This window comes from Enterococcus sp. AZ141, assembly GCF_051714385.1.
GTDB lineage: Bacteria > Bacillota > Bacilli > Lactobacillales > Enterococcaceae > Enterococcus_D > Enterococcus_D entomosocium.
This window is the reverse complement of record NZ_JBIORT010000001.1, coordinates 2,760,276-2,786,556: the sequence shown is the minus strand read 5'-3', so window position 1 is coordinate 2,786,556 and position 26,281 is coordinate 2,760,276. Positions and strand designations below refer to the sequence as shown.

General features: G+C 42.3%; 25 protein-coding genes. 1 reads left to right on the top strand and 24 read right to left on the bottom strand.

Annotation, left to right across the window (positions count from 1 at the left end; all coding sequences use genetic code 11):
• Positions 1-39: 39 nt before the first annotated feature.
• On the top strand, positions 40-819 hold the full coding sequence (locus IGI89_RS12825; protein WP_438735718.1) for an ABC transporter ATP-binding protein: 780 nt from the start codon (positions 40-42) through the stop codon (positions 817-819).
• Between the two features lie 174 nt (positions 820-993).
• Here IGI89_RS12825 and coaE read toward each other — a convergent pair whose 3' ends face one another.
• The 24 genes from coaE to gatC form a co-directional block, all read right to left on the bottom strand.
• The gene (gene coaE / locus IGI89_RS12820; protein WP_438735717.1) at positions 994-1,587 is read right to left on the bottom strand and encodes a dephospho-CoA kinase; all 594 of its coding nucleotides are present in this window, start codon (positions 1,585-1,587) and stop codon (positions 994-996) included.
• The gene (gene mutM, locus IGI89_RS12815) at positions 1,584-2,426 is read right to left on the bottom strand and encodes a DNA-formamidopyrimidine glycosylase (RefSeq protein WP_008380077.1); all 843 of its coding nucleotides are present in this window, start codon (positions 2,424-2,426) and stop codon (positions 1,584-1,586) included. Before mutM ends, coaE begins: the two co-directional genes overlap by 4 nt.
• A gap of 15 nt (positions 2,427-2,441) precedes the next feature.
• Positions 2,442-5,087 (bottom strand): DNA polymerase I, encoded by a 2,646-nt coding sequence (gene polA, locus IGI89_RS12810; protein WP_005235779.1) that lies wholly within the window; start codon positions 5,085-5,087, stop codon positions 2,442-2,444.
• A 125-nt stretch (positions 5,088-5,212) separates the two neighbouring features.
• Positions 5,213-5,905: a Bax inhibitor-1/YccA family protein gene (locus tag IGI89_RS12805; protein ID WP_005235771.1), complete on the bottom strand. Its 693-nt coding sequence runs from the start codon at positions 5,903-5,905 to the stop codon at positions 5,213-5,215.
• Complete coding sequence (locus IGI89_RS12800) at positions 5,898-6,371, bottom strand: MaoC family dehydratase (protein ID WP_005235769.1); 474 nt, start codon at positions 6,369-6,371, stop codon at positions 5,898-5,900. Before IGI89_RS12800 ends, IGI89_RS12805 begins: the two co-directional genes overlap by 8 nt.
• A gap of 141 nt (positions 6,372-6,512) precedes the next feature.
• Positions 6,513-7,847 carry a UDP-N-acetylmuramate--L-alanine ligase gene (murC, locus tag IGI89_RS12795; protein WP_005235767.1) on the bottom strand — a complete coding sequence of 445 codons (1,335 nt, stop codon included), beginning with the start codon at positions 7,845-7,847 and terminating at the stop codon, positions 6,513-6,515.
• Between the two features lie 114 nt (positions 7,848-7,961).
• Complete coding sequence (locus IGI89_RS12790) at positions 7,962-8,426, bottom strand: SprT family protein (protein ID WP_008380085.1); 465 nt, start codon at positions 8,424-8,426, stop codon at positions 7,962-7,964.
• On the bottom strand, positions 8,423-10,609 hold the full coding sequence (locus IGI89_RS12785; protein ID WP_430600975.1) for a Tex family protein: 2,187 nt from the start codon (positions 10,607-10,609) through the stop codon (positions 8,423-8,425). Before IGI89_RS12785 ends, IGI89_RS12790 begins: the two co-directional genes overlap by 4 nt.
• Positions 10,610-10,744: 135 nt before the next feature.
• Entirely contained in the window at positions 10,745-11,479 is a 735-nt protein-coding gene (locus tag IGI89_RS12780) for a metallophosphoesterase family protein (RefSeq protein ID WP_034878541.1), read from the bottom strand.
• A 164-nt stretch (positions 11,480-11,643) separates the two neighbouring features.
• Complete coding sequence (locus IGI89_RS12775) at positions 11,644-12,015, bottom strand: VOC family protein (RefSeq protein WP_005235761.1); 372 nt, start codon at positions 12,013-12,015, stop codon at positions 11,644-11,646.
• 22 nt (positions 12,016-12,037) lie between these two features.
• The gene (locus IGI89_RS12770) at positions 12,038-12,451 is read right to left on the bottom strand and encodes a DUF1149 family protein (protein WP_008380094.1); all 414 of its coding nucleotides are present in this window, start codon (positions 12,449-12,451) and stop codon (positions 12,038-12,040) included.
• A gap of 93 nt (positions 12,452-12,544) precedes the next feature.
• Positions 12,545-13,597: a SepM family pheromone-processing serine protease gene (locus IGI89_RS12765; RefSeq protein WP_005235759.1), complete on the bottom strand. Its 1,053-nt coding sequence runs from the start codon at positions 13,595-13,597 to the stop codon at positions 12,545-12,547.
• A complete protein-coding gene (coaD, locus tag IGI89_RS12760) occupies positions 13,587-14,081 on the bottom strand; it encodes a pantetheine-phosphate adenylyltransferase (RefSeq protein WP_005231326.1) in 495 nt (164 codons plus the stop codon). The genes IGI89_RS12765 and coaD overlap by 11 nt, the downstream gene beginning before the upstream one ends.
• A 1-nt stretch (position 14,082) precedes the next feature.
• Positions 14,083-14,637 carry a 16S rRNA (guanine(966)-N(2))-methyltransferase RsmD gene (rsmD, locus tag IGI89_RS12755; RefSeq protein ID WP_430600976.1) on the bottom strand — a complete coding sequence of 185 codons (555 nt, stop codon included), beginning with the start codon at positions 14,635-14,637 and terminating at the stop codon, positions 14,083-14,085.
• Between the two features lie 100 nt (positions 14,638-14,737).
• Positions 14,738-15,082, bottom strand: a complete 345-nt coding sequence (locus tag IGI89_RS12750) for a YlbG family protein (protein ID WP_005235753.1) — start codon at positions 15,080-15,082, stop codon at positions 14,738-14,740.
• On the bottom strand, positions 15,069-15,497 hold the full coding sequence (locus tag IGI89_RS12745; protein ID WP_430600977.1) for a YlbF family regulator: 429 nt from the start codon (positions 15,495-15,497) through the stop codon (positions 15,069-15,071). The genes IGI89_RS12750 and IGI89_RS12745 overlap by 14 nt, the downstream gene beginning before the upstream one ends.
• A complete protein-coding gene (locus IGI89_RS12740) occupies positions 15,484-16,614 on the bottom strand; it encodes a CAP-associated domain-containing protein (RefSeq protein ID WP_430600978.1) in 1,131 nt (376 codons plus the stop codon). The genes IGI89_RS12745 and IGI89_RS12740 overlap by 14 nt, the downstream gene beginning before the upstream one ends.
• Positions 16,615-16,629: 15 nt before the next feature.
• A complete protein-coding gene (locus IGI89_RS12735) occupies positions 16,630-20,058 on the bottom strand; it encodes a pyruvate carboxylase (protein ID WP_005235747.1) in 3,429 nt (1,142 codons plus the stop codon).
• A gap of 22 nt (positions 20,059-20,080) precedes the next feature.
• On the bottom strand, positions 20,081-21,244 hold the full coding sequence (locus IGI89_RS12730; protein WP_005235746.1) for an FtsW/RodA/SpoVE family cell cycle protein: 1,164 nt from the start codon (positions 21,242-21,244) through the stop codon (positions 20,081-20,083).
• 2 nt (positions 21,245-21,246) lie between these two features.
• Positions 21,247-21,546 (bottom strand): YlaN family protein, encoded by a 300-nt coding sequence (locus tag IGI89_RS12725; protein WP_008380108.1) that lies wholly within the window; start codon positions 21,544-21,546, stop codon positions 21,247-21,249.
• Positions 21,547-21,918: 372 nt separating this feature from the next.
• Complete coding sequence (locus tag IGI89_RS12720) at positions 21,919-22,953, bottom strand: diacylglycerol kinase (protein ID WP_430600979.1); 1,035 nt, start codon at positions 22,951-22,953, stop codon at positions 21,919-21,921.
• Between the two features lie 10 nt (positions 22,954-22,963).
• Positions 22,964-24,394: an Asp-tRNA(Asn)/Glu-tRNA(Gln) amidotransferase subunit GatB gene (gene gatB / locus IGI89_RS12715; RefSeq protein WP_005225979.1), complete on the bottom strand. Its 1,431-nt coding sequence runs from the start codon at positions 24,392-24,394 to the stop codon at positions 22,964-22,966.
• The gene (gatA, locus tag IGI89_RS12710) at positions 24,391-25,863 is read right to left on the bottom strand and encodes an Asp-tRNA(Asn)/Glu-tRNA(Gln) amidotransferase subunit GatA (protein ID WP_315041923.1); all 1,473 of its coding nucleotides are present in this window, start codon (positions 25,861-25,863) and stop codon (positions 24,391-24,393) included. Before gatA ends, gatB begins: the two co-directional genes overlap by 4 nt.
• A complete protein-coding gene (gatC, locus tag IGI89_RS12705) occupies positions 25,863-26,168 on the bottom strand; it encodes an Asp-tRNA(Asn)/Glu-tRNA(Gln) amidotransferase subunit GatC (RefSeq protein WP_005225977.1) in 306 nt (101 codons plus the stop codon). Before gatC ends, gatA begins: the two co-directional genes overlap by 1 nt.
• Positions 26,169-26,281 lie beyond the last annotated feature (113 nt).

Genomic DNA, 26,281 nt, shown 5'->3' with positions numbered 1-26,281 from the left:
ATAAATGGAGGTGAAGAACCTGATTAGGTTCGATTATCGATGACAGTCCTTGATTTTCAACAGGTTTCAATCATTCGCAACCAAAAATTTTTATTAGAAACCATCAATTGGCAAGTGGAAAAAAATGAGCATTGGGCGGTTTTAGGCCTGAATGGCGCGGGGAAAAGTTTACTTTTGCAGCTGATTACAGGAACTTTATGGCCTTCTTCTGGTCACCGAACAGTCCTAGGTGAACGATACGGCAAAACGTCTGTCCCGGATCTTCAACGGCGCATCGGTTGGGTTAGTTCTGCTTTACAAAATAAGTTTTATGGACGAGACCGGGCTGAAGAGATCGTTCTATCCGGGCTTTATTCCAGTATTGGTCTTTATGAATCTTATGATGAAAACCAACTGGACCAAGCAAAAGCACTTTTGGCTGACTTGAGGCTGACTCATCTGATCCATCGTTCCTATCACGTCCTTTCTCAAGGAGAAAAACAATTTGTCATGATCGCACGGGCCATGATGGCACAACCAGAGATCCTGATTTTGGACGAACCTTGTACGGGCCTTGATCTATTTGCGCGAGAAGAACTGCTAACCCGTCTGGAGGCTTTTTCACAACTGCCGAATACGCCGACTCTTCTTTACGTTACCCATCATACAGAAGAGCTACTACCGATTTTCACTCATTTTCTGATGTTAAAAAACGGCAAAGTCCACGCCGCTGGTCAACGAGAGACGATTTTTACTGAGGAGGTTCTCACCTCTTTTTATGATCAGCCGATCGTTCTTCACCCCTTTTCCAGCAATCGCGTGATCGTGACCCCAAAATAAATCAGGGCTGGTACTTTGATATTTAACCATTCATAAACGATCGTCTTACTTTCCAAACCAAACAGTTTCCGACATGTTTCAGCGCCAGTTGTTTTTGGAAATGATAGGGCTAGGTTTGCTATTGAAAGATAAAATAGCAGGTTCCCTTTAGTGAAAGGGAACCTGCTGCCTTACCTATTTATTTATAGATGCGAGCCAATCATCGATCTGCTGATTGAGTTGGGCGATCGTTCCTTGATTATCAAAGACAATATCGGCCCGGTGTTTCTTTTTCTCAATTGACAGCTGACTGTCGATTCGTTGTTGCGCTTCTTGCTCATTCAACTGATTACGTGCCATCAACCGCTCTTTTTGAATGGCTTCTGGCACATAAACGACTGCGGTTTGATCCATGTATTGGTCATAGTCGGCTTCATAAAGCAAAGGAATGTCAACGATCAACAATGGCACTTCCTGTTTTTTTTCTTCGATCTGAGACAAAATCTCTTGTCGAATAAAAGGAGATAACGTCTGATTCAGCATGCGGCGTTTTTCTGGATCGTTAAAAATCAAAGCACCGAGGGTTTGTCGATCTAGGTGCCCATCATCGGTCAAAATCTGCGGACCAAAGGCTTGCGTCACCGCCTGCAAGCCCTCCGTATTCGGTTCAACGACTTCTCTTGCGATGATATCGGCATCAATAATCGGTAAACCCAGTGATCGAAAATGCGCGACTGCAGTACTTTTTCCAGTGGCGATTCCCCCGGTGACGCCTAAAACAAAACTCATTTGTTGGACCTCACATGCAGTTTTTGACACTGAGGACAAAAATGCGTCCCCCGTTGGGCAACTTTGATCTTGACGATTGGTGTGCCACATCGGCCACAAGGATTGCCTGTCTGGCCATAGACATTTAATGACATTTGGAATTTCCCGGCTTCTCCTAGTGCATTGAGATAGGTTCGAATGGTAGTTCCGCCTGCTTCAACAGCTCGCTCTAAGACATCGATGATTGCTTCATGCAGCACATCTACTTCAGTTGGCATTAATGAATCCGCTGGTTGCTCTGGATGGATTTTTGCTTGCCACAGCGCCTCATCTACATAAATATTGCCCAAACCAGTAACGAGCTTTTGGTCAAGCAATAACGGTTTGATGGCTTTTTTCGAACGCTTCAATCCTTGTTCAAATGCTTCTAATAAAAACAATTCAGGCTTAGGTTCAGGACCTAATTGCATGATCCCTTTATAGGCTGCGCTTTGGTCTTTATCCACTAAGGTCATACGACCAAATTTTCTTACATCATGGTAATTTAACTGACTGCCATCTGTAAAATGGAAAATGACATGTGTATGTTTATCGACAATCGGGTCTGACTCAAAATACTCGTACTTGCCTTCCATTCGTAGATGAGAGATCAGATCATAATCTGTCAATTTAAAAATCAAAAATTTTCCACGTCGTTCAAATTTTTCAAAACGTTGCCCTTTCAAAAGTGTCGAAAAGATCGGTACTTCAGGACTTTCGATGATTCGCGGCCAAAGGATCTCAACCGATTCGATCGTTTTATTTAAAACAAGTTTTTCAAGTCCTTTGCGGACCGTTTCAACTTCTGGTAATTCCGGCACCTCTGTTCACCTCATTTATTTTGCATCGTACCATGTTTTGCCCCAATTGCTGTCTGTCAGTAAAGGGACATGCAATGCAACGGCTTGCTCCATCACTTCTTTCACCAAAGCGTCAAGACGAGGCAATTCAGATTCAGGTACTTCAAAGACTAGTTCATCGTGTACTTGCAGCAGCATCGTTGCTGCTAATTTTTCTTCTTTCAAACGTTTCGCCAAATCGATCATGGCAATCTTTAAGATATCCGCCGCACTGCCTTGAATCGGTGTATTGATGGCGGTTCTTTCAGCAAAAGTCCGAATATTGAAATTGCGCGAATTGATATCAGGTAGGTAACGACGGCGATGATACAAGGTTTCAACGTACCCTTTGTCCTTCGCCTCACGAACCACATCCTCCATATACGTTTTCACACCAGGATATTTTTCAAAATACGTATCGATGTATTGTTGGGCGGCTTTTCTGGTGATTCCTAGATTCTGTGATAATCCATAATCAGAAATACCATAAACGATACCGAAGTTGACCGCTTTGGCTTGACGACGCATATTTGGTGTCACATCTTCTGCTTTTTCGATACCAAAGACTCGCATCGCTGTACTTGAGTGGATATCCTGACCTTCGATAAAGGCTTCTTTCAAATGGGTATCATCTGAAATATGTGCCAACACCCGTAGTTCGATTTGAGAGTAGTCCGAGGAATAGATAACCCAATCAGTTTCTCGTGGCACAAAGGCTTCGCGGATCTTTCGACCTTCTTCTAAACGAATCGGAATGTTTTGTAAGTTTGGATCGACAGAACTTAAACGACCAGTTTGGGTCAAGGTTTGTACATATCGCGTATGGACTTTGCCATCTCCTTGGATCACTTTTAATAAGCCTTCTACATAGGTTGATTGGATCTTAGCGATTTGACGATAAGTCAAAATGTCTTCAACGATTGGTGCTTGCTCTTTTAGTTGTTCTAACACATCGACTGCGGTCGAATAGCCAGTTTTGGTTTTTTTGATAACTGGTAAGCCCATTTTTTCAAATAAAATCACACCCAGTTGTTTCGGCGAGTTTAAGTTGAAGGTTTCTCCAGCTTCGGCGTAGATTTTTTCTTCAATTTCATGCAACCGTTGTGCAAATTCGCCCTTCATCTGATGCAAGCGAGACGCATCAACTTTGATGCCGGTAATCTCCATCTCAGCTAAAATCATTGATAAAGGCAGTTCCATTTCTTCAAAGAGCGCTGTTTGATTTTTCGCTGCCAATTCTTCCGTAAGTTTTGGTGTTAGGTTTGTAATCGCCGCTACTTTACGGGCTAAATGAGCAAAGAAGTCTTCCTCATCCGCCGGCAGCCCTTTTTTCGCTCCTTTTCCATAAATCGCTTCATCCGATTGGATCGCATCATAGCCATAGTGAGCGGCAACACCTGCGATGTCATTATTCGTATCATTCGTGTCTAAAAGATAAGCTGCCAATAAAACATCAAAAGCGATTCCCTTTGGTGCTGTCGTGTACCGGTTTAACGCCACGTACGTGCGTTTGGCATCATAGACGAATTTTTTACGTTTCTCGTCTTTTAACCAATCGGTAAAGGCTGGACTTTCAAACAATTCTTCACGATTGCTGACATAAATTTTTTCTTGATTGCCCCAAGCAACACCGACAATGTCTTCCAAATGATAGTTATCCCCCATCATCTCGACATACAATGCTGTGTCTCCCTGGAACATATCTTCCGTTACTTCTTCAACGACCGAAAACAAAATGTCTTCCATCTCAACTGGTTCAGCTGTAATCTGCAGCTTATCTAAGAAGCTATTAAAGTTCATTTCTTGGTAGAATGGCACCAATTTCTCTAAATCTTTGCCTTCATATTTCAGTTTGTCGACATCGACCTCAATGGGCGCATCCACATCGATGGTTGCTAATTGTTTTGAAAGAAAGGCGATCTCACGGTCATTGATCAAGTTTTCTTTCATCTTGCTTTTTTTCATTTCATCGATGTGTTCATAGATTCCCTCAACGGAGCCATATTCCTTTAAAAGCTTAATGGCTGTCTTCTCACCAATTTTGGTGACGCCGGGAATATTATCGGAAGCATCGCCAGCTAGTCCTTTCATGTCGATGATTTGTAAGGGCGTTAGGCCGTCATATTTTTCAGCCACATGAGCGGGCGTATAACTTTCAATTTCGCTAACGCCTTTGACCGTAATGTCAACTTTCACGTGCTCCGTTGCCAGCTGGGTCAAATCGCGATCGCCAGATAAAACGACGACATCAAATAGCTCTTTATCGACTTTATTTGCCAATGTGCCAATGATATCATCGGCTTCATAGTTATCTAATTCGTAGTATTGAACACCTAACGCGTTGATCAATTCGCGAATGTAAGGCATTTGTTCTTTAAATTCCCCAGGGGTTTTTGAACGTCCACCTTTATAATCTTCATACATCGCTGTCCTGAAGGTGGTTTTTCCAGCATCAAAAGCCACTAAAACATGTGTTGGCTGTTCTTTTGCCATCACATTTTCAAACATAGTATGAAACGCATAGATGGCATTTGTGTGCAGCCCATTGGCATTTTTAAACCGTTCTAATGAATTATGCAACGCAAAAAACGCGCGAAAAGCCACACTATTCCCATCAACGAGTAGTAATTTATTTTTTGGCATTTGATTACTCCTTTTCTCAAAAAGTTCTTCTTTATTCTATCAAAGAACGGGCACAAAAGCGATGAATTGCTTTGTTTTCTCTCTCATTTTATACAAAAAAAAAGGCGAGTTTCCTCGCACTTTTTTTAGTTGTTTTTGCCAAAGATTCGCAATAACGCTAGGAATAAGTTGATGAAGTCTAAATACAGTTGTAATGCCATGAAAACGGCCACTCCTGTATTTGCGCCACCATTCGTTGCGAAGTATACATTGCGGATTTGCTGATTGTCATAAGCGGTGATTCCCATAAAGACAAAGACGGTCACGATCGATAAGAAAAAGTCAACCGGTTGACTGCGTAAAATAAATACATTCAAGAGCGTTGAGATGATGATCCCGATCAACAGACCATAGCCGATACGACCAACCACACTTAGATCACGTTTGGTCATGATCCCAAATGCTGACATGACACCAAAAGTGACGGCTGCTGAAACAAATGCTCCCACGATCGATCCAAAGTCATAGATCATCAATGTCACAGACAAGGTCAATCCATTCAAGAGCGAATAGACTAAAAAGCCAGCAACGGTCAAGGACGGATTTTTCTGCGCCTTCACCCCTAATACAATAACTAGAATGATCTGTAAGATCCAAAGACCGGTAAATCCTAGCGGAAAATTGTCGATAAATTGCAGGGTTTGCGCTTTGAAGACTTCCCCAAAAATATAGGCTGAAATCGCACTGATCGCAAGCCCAACGCCGAAGAATAAATACACTTTTGAATAAAAGCGATTTAAGCCTTGGGCTTGGACGGTTTCATTGTTTAAATTATTCATCTTGTTGTTCCTCCTCATTTACTGCTACTGCTTTTGGCGGCTGGACCATGACCACAGCATCTAAAATACGATGATCTTCTGTGTTGATCGCTTCAACCGAAATAGTTACCACGTCTTTCATTTTATCCACTTTGATCACTTCGAATTCAAAGGTCAATGTTTCATAATGATATACAGGTTCAATAAAGTTCACCGAAAAATTGACTACATGAGAGCCAGGACCAGGCAAATGTTTCGATACGGCACTGGTGATGATCCCCATCAACATGATGGATGGTACGATGGGACGCTGATACTCAGTATTTTGCGTGTAGTCATGTTGAATATACAAAGGGTTTGCATCATTAGTAAGTCCTAAATATAACAACAGTTGATTGTCTTCGATCGATTCTGTTAAGGATAACGAATCGCCTTCCTCGATATCTTCAATACTTTTCCCTATTTTTCGCGGTTTTCCTATATTCAAAATTTAATTCCTCCAAAAAGAATAGTTTCATCTGAGTATATTCTATCAGATGCCGACAAAAGTGCAAGTTCGCGGTGCTGCTTTTGCAAAAACTTCAGATGTAAAAAACTCTTGCAGCAAACACGCCACAAGAGTCTTTGATTACAATACGTTACGAGTTGTATTGCTTAGTAGTTTTTCATAGGCTGTTTCAAATTTTTGCACATCGCCTGCTCCCATAAAAATCACGACAGCATTTTGATGATCTAGTAGCGGAGAAACGTTCTCTTCTTTGATCACAGTTCCGCCTCTTTGAATTTTATTGCCCAGATCTTCAATTTTAACATCCCCTCGGGATTCACGAGCAGATCCAAAAATATCACATAGATACACATGGTCTGCAAGATCTAACGCTTCCGCAAATTCATCCATTAAAGCGATCGTACGGGTAAAGGTATGAGGTTGGAAGACAGCAATAATCTCTTTATCCGGATATTTTTGACGAGCGCCATCAATCGTTGCTTTGATTTCTGCAGGATGATGGGCGTAATCGTCTACGATCGTCATATCCGCTACGATTTTTTCGCTGAAGCGACGTTTCACTCCAGGGAATGAGAGCATCTCAGCGGCAACTTCTTTCATGTCCAATCCTTCTTTGTAAGCCACAGCGATCACACTGAGTGCGTTGTTGATGTTGTGTTGACCAAACGCTGGCAAGACAAAATGGCCAATGTTTTCACCATGGATAAAGACGTCGAACTCTGAACCTTGGGTGGTGCGTTCAATGTTTTTTGCTTGAACATCGTCGTTATCGTTGACGCCGTAATAGTAGATCGGGACATCTGCTTCAAGTTTACGCAGGTACTCGTCATCACCAAAAGCAAAAATGCCTTTTTTTACTTGACTTGCCATCGATTGAAAGGCTGAGAAGACATCGTCAATCGAGTGGAAATAGTCCGGATGATCAAAATCGATGTTGGTCATAATTGCATAGTCCGGTGAATAAGCTAAGAAATGACGGCGGTATTCACAAGCTTCAAACGAGAAGAATTCCGCATCGGGCTCTCCATGACCGGTACCATCGCCAATCAAGAAACTTGTTGGCCGGATGCCGCTTAAAACATGAGAAAGCAATCCTGTCGTACTGGTTTTTCCGTGAGAACCAGTCACAGCAATACTCGTATAGGGCTGAATGAATTGGCCAATAAAGTCATGATAACGAGTGACTTCTAAACCAAGTTCTTTGGCCCGTATGATTTCTTCGTGGGTGTCAGGGAAAGCATTCCCTTGGATAATGACCATTTCTGGTTGAATGTTTGCTTTATCGAAAGGCAACAATTTGATTGCTGCTTTTTCTAGATCACGTTGAGTGAAGAAATATTCTTCCACATCAGAGCCTTGTACTTGGTAGCCTTTTTCGTGCAGAATCAAAGCCAATGAACTCATACCGGAACCTTTGATTCCAACAAAATGATGTATTTTGTTTTGATTTTCCATTATTATAATCCTCTTTTCTCAAATCCGCGTCGTAAAAAAACGCGTGTATTGACAAATATCAGGTTGTCACACGACCTACATTATCATACAAAATGAAAAAAATAGCAACGAGTTTTATTTTTCGACTTGACTTTTCTCATCATTTCCTATTTCTAGCAAACGTCCACGACATTTTCCACAAACATATTTTTTGATATCCACACGCCGCTGCCGCCGAATCTCGCAGCCGCAATTTTGACATCGATAGCGATGTTTCGCTGTCCTTTTGGCAGGAGGTGCATACCGCAGGCCTCCCGTTTTTGCCAGCAATGCTTTAAAAGCAGGATCTTGGTGACGATGACCAAGACCTGCTAAATGCAAATGATAGTGACATAATTCATGCTTGATAATGCCGATAAAAACCTCCATCCCGTGTTCTGTGAGCATCACTGGATTGAAATCCAAGTGGTGATCACTTAGATGGTAACGGCCACCGGTTGTTTTTAAGCGAGAATTAAATACCGCTCGATGCGTAAATGGTTTATTGAAAACAGACAGCGAAAGCTCTTCCACCAAACGCTGCAATTCTTGTTGGGTCATTTAGCATTTCCTGGATCGATCATGGTTAAACTGATACGGCCTTTTTTGACATCTACTTGCTCGATCCAAACGGTTACGACATCACCAACGGAAACAACGTCTTTCGGATGTTTTACAAACGAACGGCTCAGCTTCGACAAATGAACCAGTCCATCTTGTTTGACACCGATATCGACGAAAGCACCAAAGTCGATCACATTTCGAACAGTTCCTTTCAATTCCATTCCCGGTTTTAGATCCTCCATACTCAACACATCTTTGCGCAATAATGGGGCTGGCATTTCATCCCGCATATCACGTCCTGGCTGCATTAACGCTTTTAAGATATCTGTGATGGTTTCTTTCCCGACAGACAATTTAGCAGAAAGTTCTGCTGGACGCATTTGCGCCAACTTCACTTTATTTTCTTCCGATTGTTCTTTCCCAAGCTCCGCTAGAGAAATATCCGCGAGCGCCAAAATTTCTTTGGCAGTGTCATAACTTTCTGGATGAATCCCGGTATTGTCCAAAATGACTTTTCCGCCAGGAATCCGCATAAAACCGATCGCCTGTTCATAGGCCTTTGGCCCTAAGCGAGGGACTTTTTTCAGTTGATTGCGCTGCGTAAATACCCCGTTTTCTTCTCGATAGGTCACGATATTTTGGGCAGTCGTTTTATTTAAGCCCGCCACGTGCTGTAAAAGTGCCGCACTTGCGGTATTGACATCAACGCCTACTTGGTTGACGACCGTTTCCACGACAAAATCCAATTGTTCGGCTAAGCGCTTTTGCGAAACGTCATGTTGGTATTGCCCGACGCCCACCGATTGTGGATCGATTTTAACTAATTCTGCCAAGGGATCTTGGAGACGGCGACCAATACTGATGGCACTTCGTTCTTCCACTTGCAGATCAGGGAATTCATGCCGGGCGATCGGACTGGCCGAATAAACAGAAGCGCCTGCCTCATTCACGATCACATAATATACCTCTTGATCGATCAATTTTAATTGTTCAGCGACGAATTGCTCTGACTCTCGACTCGCCGTCCCATTACCGATTGCGACCATTTCAACTTTATAGGTTTGCAATAAGCGACGAAACGCTGGTCCAGCCGCTTCTCGTTTATTCATCGGCGCCGGTTTATGGGGATAGATCACTTCGATCGCTAATACTTTTCCTGTCTCATCAACGACGGCCAATTTACAGCCCGTTCGATACGCTGGATCAAACCCTAAAACGACTTTCCCCTTCAACGGAGGCTGCAGCAGCAGATTGCGAAGATTTTCTCCAAAAATCGCAATTGCTTGTTCGTCGGCTTTTTCTGTCAACTCATTGCGGATCTCTCGTTCGATCGCTGGTAAGATAAAACGTTTCAAGGCGTCAGCAGCAGCAGTTTGGACAAAACTGGCTGCGGGTGAATCACTATTTGTGATCAATTTCCGACGTAGGTACTCCATGATTTTTTCTTCATCTGCCACAAGCGTTACCTTCAAAATGTCTTCTTTTTCTCCACGATTGGTGGCTAAAACCCGGTGGGAAACCATCTTATTGATAGGATGTTGGAAATCGTAATACATTTCATAAATGCCTTTTTCATCTTTTTCAGCATTTTTGACCGTGCTCTTATACAGTCCTTTGTTAGAATAATAGCTCCGAATCCAACTTCGAAATTCTGCAGTATCACCAACGCCTTCTGCAATGATCTCATGGGCGCCAGCCAAGACATCTTCTACAGTAGGGACAGCATCACTCATAAATTCGGTCGCTTTTTCTTGTACGTCACCTATTTTTGAGAAGCTTAACAGCCACTGAGCAAATGGTTCCAAGCCATTTTCTTTGGCGATCGTCGCTTTGGTGCGTCGTTTTTGTTTATAAGGACGATACAGGTCTTCGACGGCCTGCATTTTTGTCGCAGCTAAAATCGCCTGTGATAGTTCAGGCGTTAGCTTTTCTTGTTCTTCTATCAAGCGCAAAACTTCTTGCTTGCGTTTCTCTAGGTTTTCTAAGTACTGATACCGCTCTTCGATTTCTCGAATCTGAACTTCGTCAAGTCCATTCGTCATTTCTTTACGGTAGCGGGCAATAAACGGAACGGTATTTCCTTCTTGCAATAATTGTAACACCGTACTGATTTGTTTTTGGGTAAAAGAGGTTAGTTCTTGTTTCACTAAATCAAGTACCTCTTGATTCATTTCTGCCATTCGTTCTCACCTTTCCTTTGTTGCTTTTGCTATTTTAACATAAAAAAGTCAGCCATTGAGGAAACAAGAAGGCACGAAAGGAACATTGCTTCGGGGCTCTTGTAATGGCTGCTTTTCTCTTTTTAGAAAAGACTTTTAAAAGTCTGGTTGCCAAGGTCCTGCTAAATTTTGATATTCGATATCCTGAAGGACCCCTTTGTCATCAAAAATCACGCCATGCACCGATCCACCAAATACTGCCCCGCCATCGATGCCGATTTTGTCGTCTTGTTGCCAAAGATCCGTCGTCTGCATATCTCCATGCAGCATTGGCGTGATGGTATGACCAAAAACGATCGTTTTTCCTGTACGGTTTTTTCCTTTATGAAATGGCTCGCGAATCCAGATAAAATCGTGGTCGGCGGTCTTCCGCCAATCTTTTTTACTTAAATCCACGCCCGCATGGACAAAAAGATACTTCCCCCATTCGTAATAAAGCGGCCGCTCCATCAAAAACTCTATTAAGTCTCCATATCTACTTCGGATCATCAAGGCAATTTCCGTTGGCGAATACTCTTCAGTAGCTCCTGAATGTAAAAGACTTTCAATCGTTTCTTTGCCGCCATTGCGTACGTAGGCGGCGAACCAATCCTCTGGGGCATTTAGAAATTGCAGAAAATACTCTTCGTGATTGCCACGTAAATAAATCGCTTGATGTTCTTCAACTAATTTCTTTCCGAGCATTAAACACTCTTTGGACTTTGGTCCTCGGTCATTTAGATCACCAATCAAAAGCAACTGATGGATTTTCGGATCATATTCCGCAAGAAGACTTTTAAAAAGATCGGCCATTCCATGAATATCACTGATTGCATAAAGATAGTTTTGCATAGTCATTCCCTCCTTAAAGGCAATTGAGTCTCTTATTATCAATTTTAGCCCTTTGGCTGCAAAATGTCTTGCATTAAAATCAAAAAACAATCATTCGTCTTGAACGGTTCGACAGCATAGAGTCGGGTTCATAAAGACGAATGATTGATTACGATCGGTAAAACCTATTTTCCTGAAACAGCAAAATAATTGCCATCCGGATCGGCAAAATTGAAAACCAGCTGTTCTTCCATCTGAATCAATTCGCCGACTTCTGCTTCCATCTCTAAAAGTTTTTTATAGAGAGCTGTAATATCCTCAGCAAAAAACATGATCGATGGGGAATTTAATGCGACTTCAGGTGAGTGCGTTTCGATGAACTCACGGTCATATAAGACAAAATGAACCTCTGCCTCTTTTGAAGGAGCGATTTCGACGACGGATGTTCCATCGATCGTTTGCTGTTCAATGATCACAAAGCCTAATTCTTGCCAAAATTCGACAGCTTTCGTCACATCATCAACGTAGAGCATCACTTGCATTTGGTTGGAAAACAATGGAAATCCCTCCTATTTCAACTTATTTTTCTTCTTCGGTCGATTCTTGTGTGGGGTTCGAGTTGGTATTGAAGTTCAGTTGGAGTCCTGGTTTGTCGGTCACGATTTCTGTCACCTCATACGTCAGGCGTTTGACGATATCAAACAATGGCTCAACCAAACGATCAGTTTCAGCTTTTGTTAGATCTTCTCCAGAATTGACTTTACGATTCAAAATATGATTGACCTGTCCGACACGTCCTGACAAAACATAATCAGGGAACACTAATTGAAATTCTAGCCGGGCGCCAATAATACTGTTTTTTTCCATATATTCTTCATCTTTGACTTTTAACGGCGCAAAGCCGACATTCAATTTGGTTTCCATTTCTTTGTCTTTCGGTTTCATATCGAAATGATATGCTTCAACGATCGGTTGTTGTCTTTTTAATTCCACTAGATTCACACTCCTTATCTAAAAGTATAGCATAACCTTTTCTTTGAGCCTACTGTATTCTTTAGACAATAAAAAAAAACGGCGAGTGCCGTTTTAATTTGCTTCTTTTAGTGTTGCTAGATAATCCAAGGCATCTTGGACATTGGCGATCGGAACGATTTTCATATCCGTGTCTAACTTTTTCGCTGCTGCTACTGCCTCTTCATAATTTGTTTTGATGGAAGGATCTATTTCACGCTCTTCGTCAGTGATTTCATCATCTGGGGCAAAGAAGATTTCTGCACCACTTTCACTGGCACTCGCTACTTTTTTATCGATCCCACCGATTCGACCAACGGTTCCGTCAGCTGAAATCGTTCCTGTCCCAGCTATGTTGTGACCTTTACGTAGGTTATCTCCGGTCAACTGTTCATAGATTTCAAGGGTGAACATCAAACCAGCGGAAGGTCCTCCGATATTGCCAGAATCGATCACGATCTCTTCATCAGAAGTGATCTCTGTATGATCGACGAGGGAGATGCCAATACCGGCTTTTTGATTGCTCTCCAGTTCAATTAGTTTGCCCGTTGCTTCTTTTTCTTCGCCATCTTGCAAGTAAGTCACGGTGATTTCATCACCAATGGTTTGACTTTGGACGTAGTCTATAAAATCTTGACTGCTTTTAAATTCTTTACCATTGACTGCGGTGACGGTATCTCCAACGGATATTTTCCCAGCAAAGCTGGAATTTGGATCGATCCCCATGACATAGACCCCTTTATAGGTCATTTCATAAGGTAAGTCTGCCAGCTTTAATGCTTGCTCAATCGCACTATTTTGCGAGGATTCCATATAGTAGCGTTGAATGCGGTTGTACTCCTCATCTGTCGCACCGCCTAAAAGTTCTTCCTCACTGATCAAGTCTTGGAATTCATTGAATTTCGTTCCAATCGCTGTGAACACGGTAGCTTGTCGAATTCCAACACTGGTCAAAGAAAAGGAGCCGGCTGATGTGTCTTCTTTTTGATTGACGGTAATCAGCTCTTTTAAATCGATCGTTGCTCCTGGTTGCTCGATATAATAGGGAATCGGCAAAAAGGCACAAGCGGCGATGATCAGCGCTAAAACAAACAAGAGAACATATTTGATCGTTGATTTAAGATTCATTGGTATCACGCTTCTTTACTATAGCATCGTAGATATTTTGAGGTAAATATTCGGCAACATCGCCGTTAAAGGTTAAGATCTCTTTCAACAAACTGGAACTGATGAAACTATGTTTTGCGTCTGCTAAAAGAAAGACGGTCTCTAATGAGGGTTCTAGGTGATGGTTCATTTCCATAATGTCCCGCTCATATTCATAGTCTTTCACACTGCGAATGCCTCTAAGCAGAAACTGGGCACCTAATTTTTTCGCAATCGTGACTGTTAGCTCTGTTTCTTGTGCCAGAATTTTGACGTTAGGAATATGGGCGAGGGCTTCTTCGATCAAATGAACTTTTTCTTCACTAGTAAAAAAACTTTTTTTATTGGTGTTTGTAAAAACGCCGACGATCAATTCATCGAAAAGCGTGGCTCCTCGCTCGATCAGATCAACATGACCGGATGTCAATGGGTCAAAACTCCCTGGAAATAAAGCAATCTTTTTCACGTTATCCCTCATTTCTATAGATCGTCACTGCCGATATGCCATAGGTTTGGGCACGGACCAAATGCAACGAGCCGATTTGTTCTGGTAAGACGATGGACTTGTCTGTTTCGCAAACTACGTAAGCAAAGGGGCGGATCAATCCGTCTATCATCATTGATTCCACTTGTTGCACAATCTCTTGCTTTGCGTAAGGTGGATCTAAAAAGAGATAGTCAAAACTTTGTCCCTCAGCTGCAAACTGCCGTAAAGCTTGATTCGCATCCATTTTTAGCACCGTGAACTTTTCGGGTTCTTTGGTTATAGCAATATTTTCGCGGATCACTTTGGTTGCTGGAAAACTACGGTCGACACAAACCGCATGATCAGCTCCCCGAGAGACCGCTTCGATAGCTAAGCCCCCGCTTCCGCTGAATAAATCCAGTACAACACCTCCATCTAAATATTGCCCTAACATGTTAAAAATCGCCCCTTTTACTTTGTCTGTCGTGGGGCGAGTGTTGTCTCCAGCGAGACTTTTTAATCTGCGGCCACCATATTCTCCGGCTACTACACGCATGCTTTTTTCCCTCCAAGATCTTCGTAAATACAAATATAGCACTGTTTCTATAAATAGCAATAAAAAAATGGCGGTGACTCAAGGCACCCCCACTTTTTTATTACACGTTTTCTGCCAATCGAATCATCGTATTTTTTTCTTCGATATCAAACCCTTCATCTTTCACTGGATAGGCTGCTGACGTACCAATTTTTTCAGCAAAATCCATTTCGACATCTGGTCGATAGGAAGCTTCAACTTGTCGAACAAAGTGAAACTGCTCGATTTTTGTTTTTTTGCTTTCGTATTCTTCTTCGTTCAAATACATGACCACGTATTTCATCTTGCGTGACACATAATGAACAAAACCAAAACGGCGCAAATTCTTTAGTTGACGTAGGCTGTAAACCCATACGATCAATCCTCGACGCTTTTGCATCGTAAAAGGCTCTTTATCCTCGTGCATGACAATTTCCTCCACAACTTGATTTTGATTGAAAAAAGGGACTCCCAGCGTCCACTTTGACAGAGGGAGAAAAACAAGTAGAGATCGCCACAGTCAGTTCATCCAGCAAACGCTGCAGTTGTGTTTCACTCCAGCGATACTCACTTACTTGTTCATTAAGATCCAACTGCCGCTTGGCTGTGCGCAACGCCCGTTTTTTTTCTTTGAAATCAGGCGCATACTCACCGAAAGCTTCAATTCTTTCAAAATCTAGTTTTTTTTCTAAAAACGATCGCATCAATGTCTGAACATCAGGGTCTTGATGCATGACCTGTTTCGCTTTTTGATAGGTTTTACACGTTTCACTTGCTCTGATTGCCTTCACAAGTGCTTCAATTTGATCTTCAATCTCAAAAAAGGCTTCATCGTAAATCATCTGACGTACTATCCTCGGTCCCTTCCACATCTTCTTGCACTAAGACTACCATATTTGCTTCAGAAAAAGCAATTCCTATCTTTTCTGATTGTTCATGGGTAAGGCGCTCAGTAAATCTTGGGTTACTGAACCATGACAAAATCGTAAAAGTTGGATCATAAACAGGCGCTTCGAAGATTGAAGCAGATGCTTCCAATTCCTTTTCCGCTAACAACTCTCGCCATTCGTCATTCGATAAGACAAAATTACTTGTCTTTTCCGAAGAAAGTGCTCGTTGATAAGAATGGATTCGTTGAGAAGTCAAATAGTCTGATAGGTTATTCGTCAAATTAAATAAAAGTCCAGCTGCTTCTTGATGTGTTTGGGTATCTTGTGAGAAGCTGTCTAAGCCGATTTGCTGGCGAATTTTATCGATGATAACAAACGCCAAGGTCTCTTTTTCAAGGTTGGCTTGGGCTTGGTCAATTGTTTGCGAAACTTGAAACAGCGGTCGCTGCCCTTCCGTCAAGGGATAAGGTGCCAGTTTAAGTAATGTGGTCTGATCCAAGTAAGTGACGGCTTGCAGTTGGGCAGTCTCCTGATCAAAGAACAAAACAGCAAATGTCCCGTTGTCAAAAGCCACTAATGGACGGTAGTTCATATCTTCTTCCATCAATTCGAAACTGATCGCACGATCATTTTGTGTCAAGGTAAAGTTAGGATAGATCATGGTCAACTCCGTCAAGTCAGTCAAGGTCATGCCCATCGTAAAAGGTGCCAGGGAAGAGCCCCCGGCGCCGATTACTTTGATTGCTTGCACACTTTCACCATCGGTATTGATCTCAACATACTGTTGATCGTCTAATTGATTGTAGACCCGAATTTCAAACTCGTAACCTGATCGATATGTTTGAACTGGAAGACCATAGACTTCTTCGAAATCCGAAACAGGTTCCCCGATCAATTCAGCTAATCCTTGAGCTGCGATTGGTTCGTAATTCATGCTTGTTGGTGCTTTGATTGGGTTTTCGATCGTCACTCTTGAATCTGAAGCGTTTTGCATGAAAACTGGCTGCAAATACACGATTATTAGGGCTAGGACAAATAAGCCGCAAAACAATAATCCTCTTCGCTTCATCTGTGGATCGACTCCTTACTTCTCTTTGACTTCAATCAAAAGATCTCCTGACTGAATTGGTTCCCCATCGGTTACATACACATGTTCAACTACGCCTGAGAAGCGGGCTTCAACCGAAGTTTCCATTTTCATCGCTTCCGTGACCATCAAGGTTTGTCCACGTGCCACCCGGTCGCCTTTTTTGACTAATACTTCTAAAACTGAGCCACTCATCGAAGCACCGATCTGTTCTTTGTTCGTTGGCTCTGCTTTACGTTTCGTTTGAACAGAGCTGATGATTGAGTTGTCCTTAACGACGATTTCTCGGCGTTGTCCGTTCAAGTTAAAGAAGAGTGTTCGGTTGCCTTCAATATCTGGCTCACCGATCTCATCTAGACGAATGATCAAGATTTTGCCTTTTTCTAATTCAACATTGATCGTTTCACCTAAGCGCATGCCGTTAAAGAAAGTTGGAGTATCAAGAACTTTCACATCTGCAAACTGTTCATAAGCTTTTCGATAATCAAGGAAGACTTGCGGATACATCAAGTAGCTCAAGACTTCTTCATGTTTTGGTTCATAGCCGATTTTCTCCGCTAGTTCTTGCTTCACATCAGCAAAATCAACTGGCTTCGCGAATGTTCCAGGACGTTCGGTAAAGGCTGGGCGTCCTTTCAAGATAATGCGCTGTAATTCTTTCGGGAAGCCACCAACTGGCTGACCTAACTCACCTTGGAAGAATGTGATTACTGACTCAGGGAAGCTTAATGTATCGCCTTTTTCAAAAACATCTTTCTCAGACAAGCCATTTTGAACCATAAAGAGTGCCATGTCCCCAACGACTTTCGAAGAAGGCGTCACTTTCACGATGTCTCCAAACATCATATTGACTTCATGATACATTTCTTTGATTTCATCCCATTTTTCGCCTAAACCAACGGCTTTGGCTTGCTGCTGGAGATTGGTATATTGTCCCCCCGGCATTTCATGCTTGTACACTTCCGTTTGAGGTGCGTTCAAGCCATTTTCAAAGGAATGATAGTACATGCGGACATCTTCCCAGTAGTGGTTCAACTGTTGGATGTTGTCTACATTGATTTCTGGGCAGCGTTCGCCGTTCAATAGTGCATAATACAAACTACTCATACTTGGTTGACTCGTTGCGCCACTGACCGCTGACATAGCGACATCCACGATGTCAACACCGGCTTTAGTAGCTGCTGAGTAAGTAATGATCCCATTTCCACTCGTATCATGGGTATGCAGATGAATCGGCACATCGATCGTATCCTTTAGCTCACTGATCAAACGATAAGCCGCTTGCGGTTTTAATAATCCAGCCATATCCTTGATAGCAATGATATGGGCACCAAGGTTTTGCAATTCTTTCGCCATATCTTTGTAGTATTGTACTGAATATTTTTGACGGGTCGGATCATTGATATCCCCGGTATAACAAATCGTTGCTTCTGCAATTTTTCCTGTATCGCGAACGGCTTGAATACTTTTCTCCATTTGTGGAACCCAGTTTAAACTATCAAAGATTCGGAACACATCAATTCCTTGCGCTGCAGATTCTTTGATGAATTCTTCCAATACATTGTCTGGATAATTGGAATATCCCACAGCATTGGAGCCTCTAAACAACATTTGCAACAAGGTATTCGGCATTTTTTTCCGGAACATCCGCAATCTTTCCCATGGATCTTCTGTTAAGAAACGGTAGGCAACGTCGAACGTTGCTCCACCCCACATTTCACTTGAGAACAATTGTGGCAGGCCAGCTTCCGTCATCGCGGCAATTTTCTTAAAGTCATGGGTTCTTACACGAGTTGCCAACAAACTTTGATGGGCATCTCGGAAGGTTGTATCCGTCAGTAAGACATTGTTTTGTTGACCGATCCATTCAACGACACCCTCGGCACCTTTCGTATCTAAAATATTTTTGGCGCTGACAAAATCAGGCGTTGCTTGGATGTGTTGTGGCATCCGTGGCTCATTATAAAATGGTTTCTTTTGTTTTTCGATCCCCGGAAATCCATTGATGGTAATTTCCCCGATATACTTCATGGTTTTGTTTCCACGATCACGAATCCGAGGGAAATTGAATAGTTCCGGCGTATTGTCGATAAAGGTGGTTTTGGCTTCACCCGAACGAAAGGCTGGATGAGAAACGACATTTCGCATGAAGAGAATGTTTGTTTTTACCCCACGTACACGAAATTCTTTCAAACAGCGCATCATTTTCTGAATCGCTTGATCAAAGGTTGCCGCATGTGTACAGACTTTTACAAGCAGTGAGTCGAAATACGGGGTTACCACCGCACCTGCGTAAGCATTTCCGACATCCAAACGAACCCCAAATCCACCTGGAGAACGGTAGGTATCAATCTTACCAGTATCTGGCATAAAATTATTCGCTGGATCTTCCGTTGTCACGCGACATTGAATCGCAACCCCTTCGAAGCGAATATCTTTTTGTTCAGGAATCCCAATTTCTTTATGCAGATCCTTGCCTTGTGCAATTAGTATTTGTGTCGTCACGATATCTAAATTGGTGATCATTTCAGTGATTGTATGTTCCACTTGGACCCGAGGGTTTACTTCGATAAAGTAAAATTTATCGCCTTCAACTAAAAATTCCACTGTTCCGGCATTGATATAGCCAACATGCTTCATCAATTGAACGGCAGCTTGACAAATTTTTTCCCGTTGTTCAGTCGTCATTGACACACAAGGTGCCACTTCGACTACTTTTTGGTGACGGCGCTGAACAGAGCAGTCACGTTCAAATAGATGGACGACATTTCCGTGCGTATCCCCTAGAATTTGGACTTCAATATGTTTTGGATTACTAATATATTTTTCAACGTAAACTTCGTCACTACCAAATGCCGCTTTCGCTTCACTTTTGGCACGTTCGTAGCCATCACGTGCTTCTTTTTCATCATGAGCGACACGCATGCCTCGACCACCGCCGCCAAGAGCTGCTTTGATCATGATTGGATAGTCATGTTCGTCAGCGAATGCTAAAACGTCGTCAATCGATGCCACTGGACCGTCAGATCCGGGAATGGATTGAATCCCCGCCTCGATCGCTGCTGCTTTTGCTTTGATCTTGTCGCCAAAAATATCTAAGTGGTGAGTGGATGGTCCGATGAAAATCAAACCTTCTTCTTCACAGCGCTGAGCAAAGCCCAGGTTTTCTGATAAAAAACCATACCCTGGATGAATCCCTTCAGCCCCGGCTTTTTTCGCTGTGCGAATAATATCTTCAATGTCTAAATACGCATCAATCGGCCGTTTGCCTTTCCCCACTAAATACGCTTCGTCTGCTTTAAAACGATGGACGGAGTATTCATCCTCCGCAGCATAAATACCGACTGTTTTGATTCCTAACTCCGCACATGCGCGGAAGACACGAATCGCGATTTCTCCACGATTGGCAACAAGAATTTTCTTCATCTAATCCACTCCATTCAATTGATCAATAATTCAAATAATATTGTTTCCTCTTTTCTTCGGCACTGATATTTAATACAAAACCAATACAAATCGACAGCATCAGCAAACTTGACCCACCCTGACTTAAAAACGGAAAAGTGATTCCCGTCAATGGGATCAAACCAGTGATCCCCCCTAAGTTGATGAAAATCTGAGACATAAATAATGTCCCTATGCCGATACACATCATGGAATTAAAGGGATCTCTTGAACGGATACCGACAAGAAAGATCCGTCCCACCATATAGAACAAAACACCTAAGATAATGATCGATGGGATCAAGCCTAATTCTTCCATAACGATCGAAAATATATAATCGGTGTGCGCTTCGTTTAAGAAGCCACGTTTTTGGATACTATTTCCAAGCCCGCGTCCGAAAAGCCCACCGTTGAACATTGCATAATACCCATTGACCATTTGATGACCTGTATTGTATTCATCCGCAAATGGGTTTAAAAATGATGAGAAGCGACTATAGACATAATCAGGTAAAAGCTTTCCACCAGTTAAATTTACCAAGAAGACGATCAATGTACTGCCTACGATTCCTGCCACACCTAATATCAGGGTATACAGGTAATTCAGACCACTAGATAATAAAACGACAAAAGCCAGTAGCATGACGATCACAGCATTCCCGAAGTCGGGATAAAAGGCCATGATCCCGGTGTAGACGAAGACGATTCCGATTGGACGCCAAACCGTTTTCCAAAACTCTTGTTGGATACCTTTTTGACGATAGGAAAGAGTCACAGATAAAAACCAGATGACAATAAATTTCAAGTACTCAGCTGGTTGAATGGAAAAGCCCGCAATTGTTAACCAACCATGTGCCCCGTTTCTTCTTGGGAAAAAGAAGGCAGCGATCAATAAAAACAAAATGACGATCATGGCGATCTGGACAAATTTTTTGTTCCGAAAAACATCCGTTTTCATTTTATACATGACAGTGATTGCTACTAGACTCAACAACCAGAATATTGCTTGATTGATGACGTAAGAAGCAGCTGTGGTCGGTTGTGTGGCGGTCATCGCAACATAGGATGTGGAGCTGTAGACCATCATCAAACCCGTAACACACATCACTATATAAGGCAGTAAAATACTATAATCTAATAAATGTCTTTTCTTTACTTTTTCTGGCAAGTTTATGCCTCCTTGCCGATTTCAGGTGTCCGCTGGTCTTCATAGACCTCGCTGTACAATTGGTTCAAATCTTTTTCGAGATCCGCCATCAATTGTTGTCCTGTTTGATTATCGACGATCCCCAAGCGGATCGCAAATGCCACTTGCCGTGATAGACCATACATTTGGGTATCAACCACTTCTTCAAATGCTTTGCATTGTGCGATACATAAACTATTTTCTTGGTTTCGGATCAGCTTTTTGATTCGTTCTGCGTCATCTCTAAGCAGATCTAGCGCTTTTGTAGAATCGATGTGCTCCATTCCGGTCCCCCCCATTTCTTCGTTTCACCATTATAGCATATTCTCTCTGGCTTTTGCATCATTAGATTGCATAGAAATACGTAAATGACGAACTTTAACGAGTATATTTTCAAAAAGTTCGTTTTTTAGCGAAGATCGTTCGTTTTTTCAATTTTTCATTCGCTTTATCTTCATGAATCGCGCTGATAGCCGTGAAACAAATACCCGATGTGGAACATAACGCAAAAAACGTCCTTTACTAAAATTTAAGAAAAGCTGCTCTATCAACTTTTCTTAAAAATATTCCTGTTACTTTTTCCACAATTTATTTTTTAAAAAAAGAACAGGTCCAAAAGTCCCTGTTCTTTCACTTTGCATGAAAAGAAAAATCGTTTACCTTGTTTCGTCGCCGATCTTGCCATCTCCATTGATGTCCTCATCGGAAAGACGTTCGACTTCTTTAATAAAACCTTCGCTCATCTCTTGATAGTTCTGCTCACCAACGACCGCATCATCAGGAATTTGATCGACATTCGCAAAAAACTCAATATGATTGTGTAGATTTTCAAAGCGCATAGGAGCATCTCCGCCGTATTCACCATCAAGGTTGATCATTAATCGATTGACCTGCTCTGGCGCGTCTACTTCAAGAAAAGATGTTTTCGTATAAATCAGACGACGATCGTTGATGTGCTTGCCACCATTCATCATTAAAGCAACTAAGTGGACAATCTCAAAAATATTGGCCGTTTTGACAATGATCAACGAAAATTTCCCATCGTCAAGCTTTGCGTCAGGGGCAATCTGTTCAAAACCTCCCACTGAATTCGTTAGTCCTAAAAAGAACATTGAGGCTCCGCCAATGTATTCTCCGTCTTCATACTTTAGATGCATTTTGATCGGTTTGACGCGGGGCAGTAATTCAGCTCCTTTTGCTAAATAAGCTAAGTAGCCAAAGATACTTTTCAATTCAGAAGGAACATCGTAGGTCAATTCCGTTAAGTGCCCACCAGCAGCAATGTTGATAAAATACGTGTTGGGTGTTTTTCCGACATCCATCTTCACCGTTTGCTGCTTCAAAATCACTTCCGCAGCTGCTTTGATATCTGTACGGGGAATTTTTAGTGCTCGTGCGTAGTCATTGGTCGTGCCTCCAGGAATGATCGCCATTTTTGGTCGCTTTTCTAAAGGAGCGATCCCATTGACGACTTCATTGATCGTGCCATCACCACCGGCAGCTACCACCAAATCAAAACCAGCTTCGCCGGCTCTTCTTGCTTCATCACGAGCGGAAAATGGCGCAGCGGTGGTGGCAAATGCACTCGCCTCATAACCGCCAGTTTCCAAAACATCTAAAATATCTGCTAAATTTTTTCGAATCAATTCTTTCCCAGATGTCGGGTTATAGATTACTCTTGCTCTTTTCATCGCTTGCCTCTTATCGCTTTGCTAGTTCTTCTTGCAACAGCTTGTTCACAACGCCTGGATTCGCTTGTCCTTTGGTTGCTTTCATGATTTGACCAACTAAGAAACCAACTGCGCGGTCTTTTCCGTTTTTAAAGTCATCGACGGATTGTTGGTTGTTATCTAGTACTTCATTGATCATTGGTAGTAATTGCGCAGGATCTGATAATTGGATCAATCCTTTGGCTTTTACGACTTCTTCAGCGTCGCCGCCGTTTGTGATCAATTCTTTGAAGACTTTTTTCGCAATCTTCGAGCTGATCGTGCCATCGGCGATCAAACGAATCATTCCCGCTAAATTGTCTGGGGTTAATTTCGTTTCTGGCAGTTCCAATTTTTCACTGTTCAGATACGCTGAAACTTCCCCCATCAACCAGTTAGAAGCTTGTTTGGGATCAGCACCGGCATCAATGGTTTTTTCAAAGAAATCGGACATTTCTTTTGATAAAGTCAAGACCATTGCATCGTATTCTGGTAAGCCCAATTCAGAGATGTAACGGGCACGACGTTTTTGCGGCATTTCTGGCAAGCTTTGACGTACCCGTTCGATCCATTCATCATCGATCACAAATCGTGGGATATCTGGTTCTGGGAAGTAACGATAATCAGAAGAACCTTCTTTGACACGCATCAATAAAGTTTTGCTGGTTGCTTCATCAAAACGACGAGTTTCTTGTTGGATCTCGCCTCCAGAAAGCAATACTTTGGCTTGGCGTTTTTCTTCAAATGCTAAACCTTTTTTCACGAAGGACATAGAGTTTAAGTTTTTCAATTCTGTTTTTGTTCCGAATTGTTCTTGGCCGTAAGGTCGCAACGAAATATTGGCGTCGCAACGCATGGAACCTTCTTCCATCTTCACATCAGATACTTCTGTAAACAAGATGATTGAGCGCAATGCTTCTAGATACGCATATGCTTCTTCTGGTGAACGCATATCCGCTTCGGAAACGATCTCGATCAAAGGGGTTCCTTGACGATTCAGATCCACATAAGAATAACCGCCTTTGCCGTGCATGTTTTTCCCAGCATCTTCTTCCAAATGAACTCGCTCGATGCGAATTTTTTTCTTTTTGCCTTCGACTTCAATTTCAATCCACCCGTCATGACCGATTGGTTGGTCAAATTGAGAGATTTGATAGGCTTTCGGATTATCGGGATAGAAATAGTTTTTGCGGTCGAAATGCGTTTCTTTTGAGATTTCACAATTCAACGCAAGCGCAGCTTTCATCCCAAATTCGATAGCCGCTTTGTTCATTACTGGTAAAACACCTGGATAGCCCCAGTCGATCACATTCGTGTTGCTATTTGGTTCAGCGCCAAAGTGAGCAGGTGCTGGAGAAAAAATCTTTGATTCTGTTTTTAATTCTACGTGGACTTCAAGCCCAATGACTGTTTCGAAGTTCATGCCTTATCCCCTCCTAAAATCACTGGTTTTTTCGTGTGGAAATCAGTTGCTTGTTCAAAGGCATAAGCCGCTTTATACATGGTTGCTTCATCAAAATGTTTCCCAATGATCTGCAAGCCGACTGGCAGTCCTTCAGAAAAACCTGCTGGGATCGACATCCCTGGCAGTCCTGCTAAGTTCACAGGAATGGTTAAAATATCATTTAAGTACATGGTAATTGGATCATTGATATTTTCTCCAATACCAAATGCTACCGTTGGTGATGCTGGGCCAATGATCAAATCGTATTGGCTGAAGACCTTATCGAAATCTTGTTTGATCAACGTCCGAACTTGACCGGCTTTTTTGAAGTAGGCATCATAGTAGCCAGCACTTAGTGAAAACGTACCTAACATGATCCGGCGTTTGACTTCTTCCCCGAATCCTTCACTACGCGAATTGACATAGACATCTTCTAAATTGCGGACATTTTCTGAACGGAAACCGTAACGGATACCGTCAAAACGTTGCAAATTAGAACTTGCTTCAGAAGATGCGATGATATAGTAAACAGCTACCCCATATTTTGAATGTGGCAAGCTGACTTCTTCCACGGTCGCTCCTAACGCACGGAAAGTGTCTGCAGCTTTTAAGATTGCTTCCCGGACGCCTGCTTGAATTCCTTCACCTAAGTATTCTTTTGGTAAAGCAACTTTCATGCCTTTGATATCACCAGTCAAACCTGCTGTAAAATCAGGAACAGCTGTCCCGGCTGACGTACTATCTTTTGCATCAAACCCACTGATGGCATTTAATGCGATGGCATTGTCTTTCACACCACGGGTCATCGGACCAATTTGATCTAACGAGGATGCAAACGCGATCAGACCAAAACGAGAAACCCGTCCATATGTTGGCTTCAGCCCGACGATTCCATTGAAAGCTGCTGGTTGGCGAATCGAACCACCTGTATCGCTACCTAATGATAATGGGACTTGTCCCGCTGCAACGGCAGCCGCCGAGCCACCTGATGAACCACCAGGTACTTTTGTCTCATCCCAAGCGTTTTTCGTTTTCTTAAAGAACGACGTTTCGGTACTTGCGCCCATGGCAAATTCATCCATGTTTAACTTACCAACTGGAATCATGTCTGCTTGGTAAACTTTGTCCATGACTGTTGCATCGTAGATTGGGTCAAAGTTGCCTAAAATTTTAGAAGCCGCTGTTGTGCGTAGATCTTTCGTAACAATGTTATCTTTGATCCCAATGGGAATCCCAGCCAACACATTGCTTTCAGTGATACCTTTTTGATCGATAGCTTGCGCTAACGCATGGGCTTTTTCTTCGTTCAATGCAAGAAACGCATCGACTTTCGGCTCTGTTTCTTTAATGCGAGCAAAGGTTTCGCTCGTTAGATCTGTCGCAGTGATTTCTTTTGATACTAATAAGCTATGCAATTCTTCTAAGCTTTTATTATATAGTTCAGTCATTAGGCACCCGCCTCCCCATTGTCAATGATTGCAGGCACTTTAATAAAGCCTTCTTCGGATTCTGGAACATTTTTCATTAATTCATCACGGTCCCAGCCACCGGTCGTTACATCTTCACGCATCACATTGATCGTTTCTGCGACATTCGATGTAAAGGGTACTCCTGTAGTATCCACTTCTTCCAGTGTTTCTACCATATCAATAATTTTTCCTAGCTGAGAGGTAAACTCATGTAATTCATCATCTGAGAATGAAAGTTTTGCTAGTTTGGCAACGTGTTTGACTTGTTCTTCGCTGATCGCCATAAAATCCTCCTCTTTCTCGCATCCGTAATCTACGTTTACGTTTTTCCAATGTATTGTATCATTTTTTTAACAAATCATGAAATAGAATTTGAAAATTATCAAATATAATTGCA

Excerpts from the sequence above, each read along its gene's own strand:
- IGI89_RS12825 (WP_438735718.1), top strand. The coding sequence starts at position 40 with ATGACAGTCCTTGATTTTCAACAGGTTTCAATCATTCGCAACCAAAAA.
- coaE (WP_438735717.1), bottom strand. The coding sequence starts at position 1,587 with ATGAGTTTTGTTTTAGGCGTCACCGGGGGAATCGCCACTGGAAAAAGT.
- polA (WP_005235779.1), bottom strand. The coding sequence starts at position 5,087 with ATGCCAAAAAATAAATTACTACTCGTTGATGGGAATAGTGTGGCTTTT.
- IGI89_RS12805 (WP_005235771.1), bottom strand. The coding sequence starts at position 5,905 with ATGAATAATTTAAACAATGAAACCGTCCAAGCCCAAGGCTTAAATCGC.
- murC (WP_005235767.1), bottom strand. The coding sequence starts at position 7,847 with ATGGAAAATCAAAACAAAATACATCATTTTGTTGGAATCAAAGGTTCC.
- IGI89_RS12790 (WP_008380085.1), bottom strand. The coding sequence starts at position 8,426 with ATGACCCAACAAGAATTGCAGCGTTTGGTGGAAGAGCTTTCGCTGTCT.
- IGI89_RS12785 (WP_430600975.1), bottom strand. The coding sequence starts at position 10,609 with ATGGCAGAAATGAATCAAGAGGTACTTGATTTAGTGAAACAAGAACTA.
- IGI89_RS12780 (WP_034878541.1), bottom strand. The coding sequence starts at position 11,479 with ATGCAAAACTATCTTTATGCAATCAGTGATATTCATGGAATGGCCGAT.
- IGI89_RS12765 (WP_005235759.1), bottom strand. The coding sequence starts at position 13,597 with ATGAATCTTAAATCAACGATCAAATATGTTCTCTTGTTTGTTTTAGCG.
- rsmD (WP_430600976.1), bottom strand. The coding sequence starts at position 14,637 with ATGCGTGTAGTAGCCGGAGAATATGGTGGCCGCAGATTAAAAAGTCTC.
- IGI89_RS12750 (WP_005235753.1), bottom strand. The coding sequence starts at position 15,082 with ATGCACGAGGATAAAGAGCCTTTTACGATGCAAAAGCGTCGAGGATTG.
- IGI89_RS12745 (WP_430600977.1), bottom strand. The coding sequence starts at position 15,497 with ATGATTTACGATGAAGCCTTTTTTGAGATTGAAGATCAAATTGAAGCA.
- IGI89_RS12740 (WP_430600978.1), bottom strand. The coding sequence starts at position 16,614 with ATGAAGCGAAGAGGATTATTGTTTTGCGGCTTATTTGTCCTAGCCCTA.
- IGI89_RS12735 (WP_005235747.1), bottom strand. The coding sequence starts at position 20,058 with ATGAAGAAAATTCTTGTTGCCAATCGTGGAGAAATCGCGATTCGTGTC.
- IGI89_RS12725 (WP_008380108.1), bottom strand. The coding sequence starts at position 21,546 with ATGGAGCACATCGATTCTACAAAAGCGCTAGATCTGCTTAGAGATGAC.
- IGI89_RS12720 (WP_430600979.1), bottom strand. The coding sequence starts at position 22,953 with ATGAAAAGAGCAAGAGTAATCTATAACCCGACATCTGGGAAAGAATTG.
- gatB (WP_005225979.1), bottom strand. The coding sequence starts at position 24,394 with ATGAACTTCGAAACAGTCATTGGGCTTGAAGTCCACGTAGAATTAAAA.
- gatA (WP_315041923.1), bottom strand. The coding sequence starts at position 25,863 with ATGACTGAACTATATAATAAAAGCTTAGAAGAATTGCATAGCTTATTA.
- gatC (WP_005225977.1), bottom strand. The coding sequence starts at position 26,168 with ATGGCGATCAGCGAAGAACAAGTCAAACACGTTGCCAAACTAGCAAAA.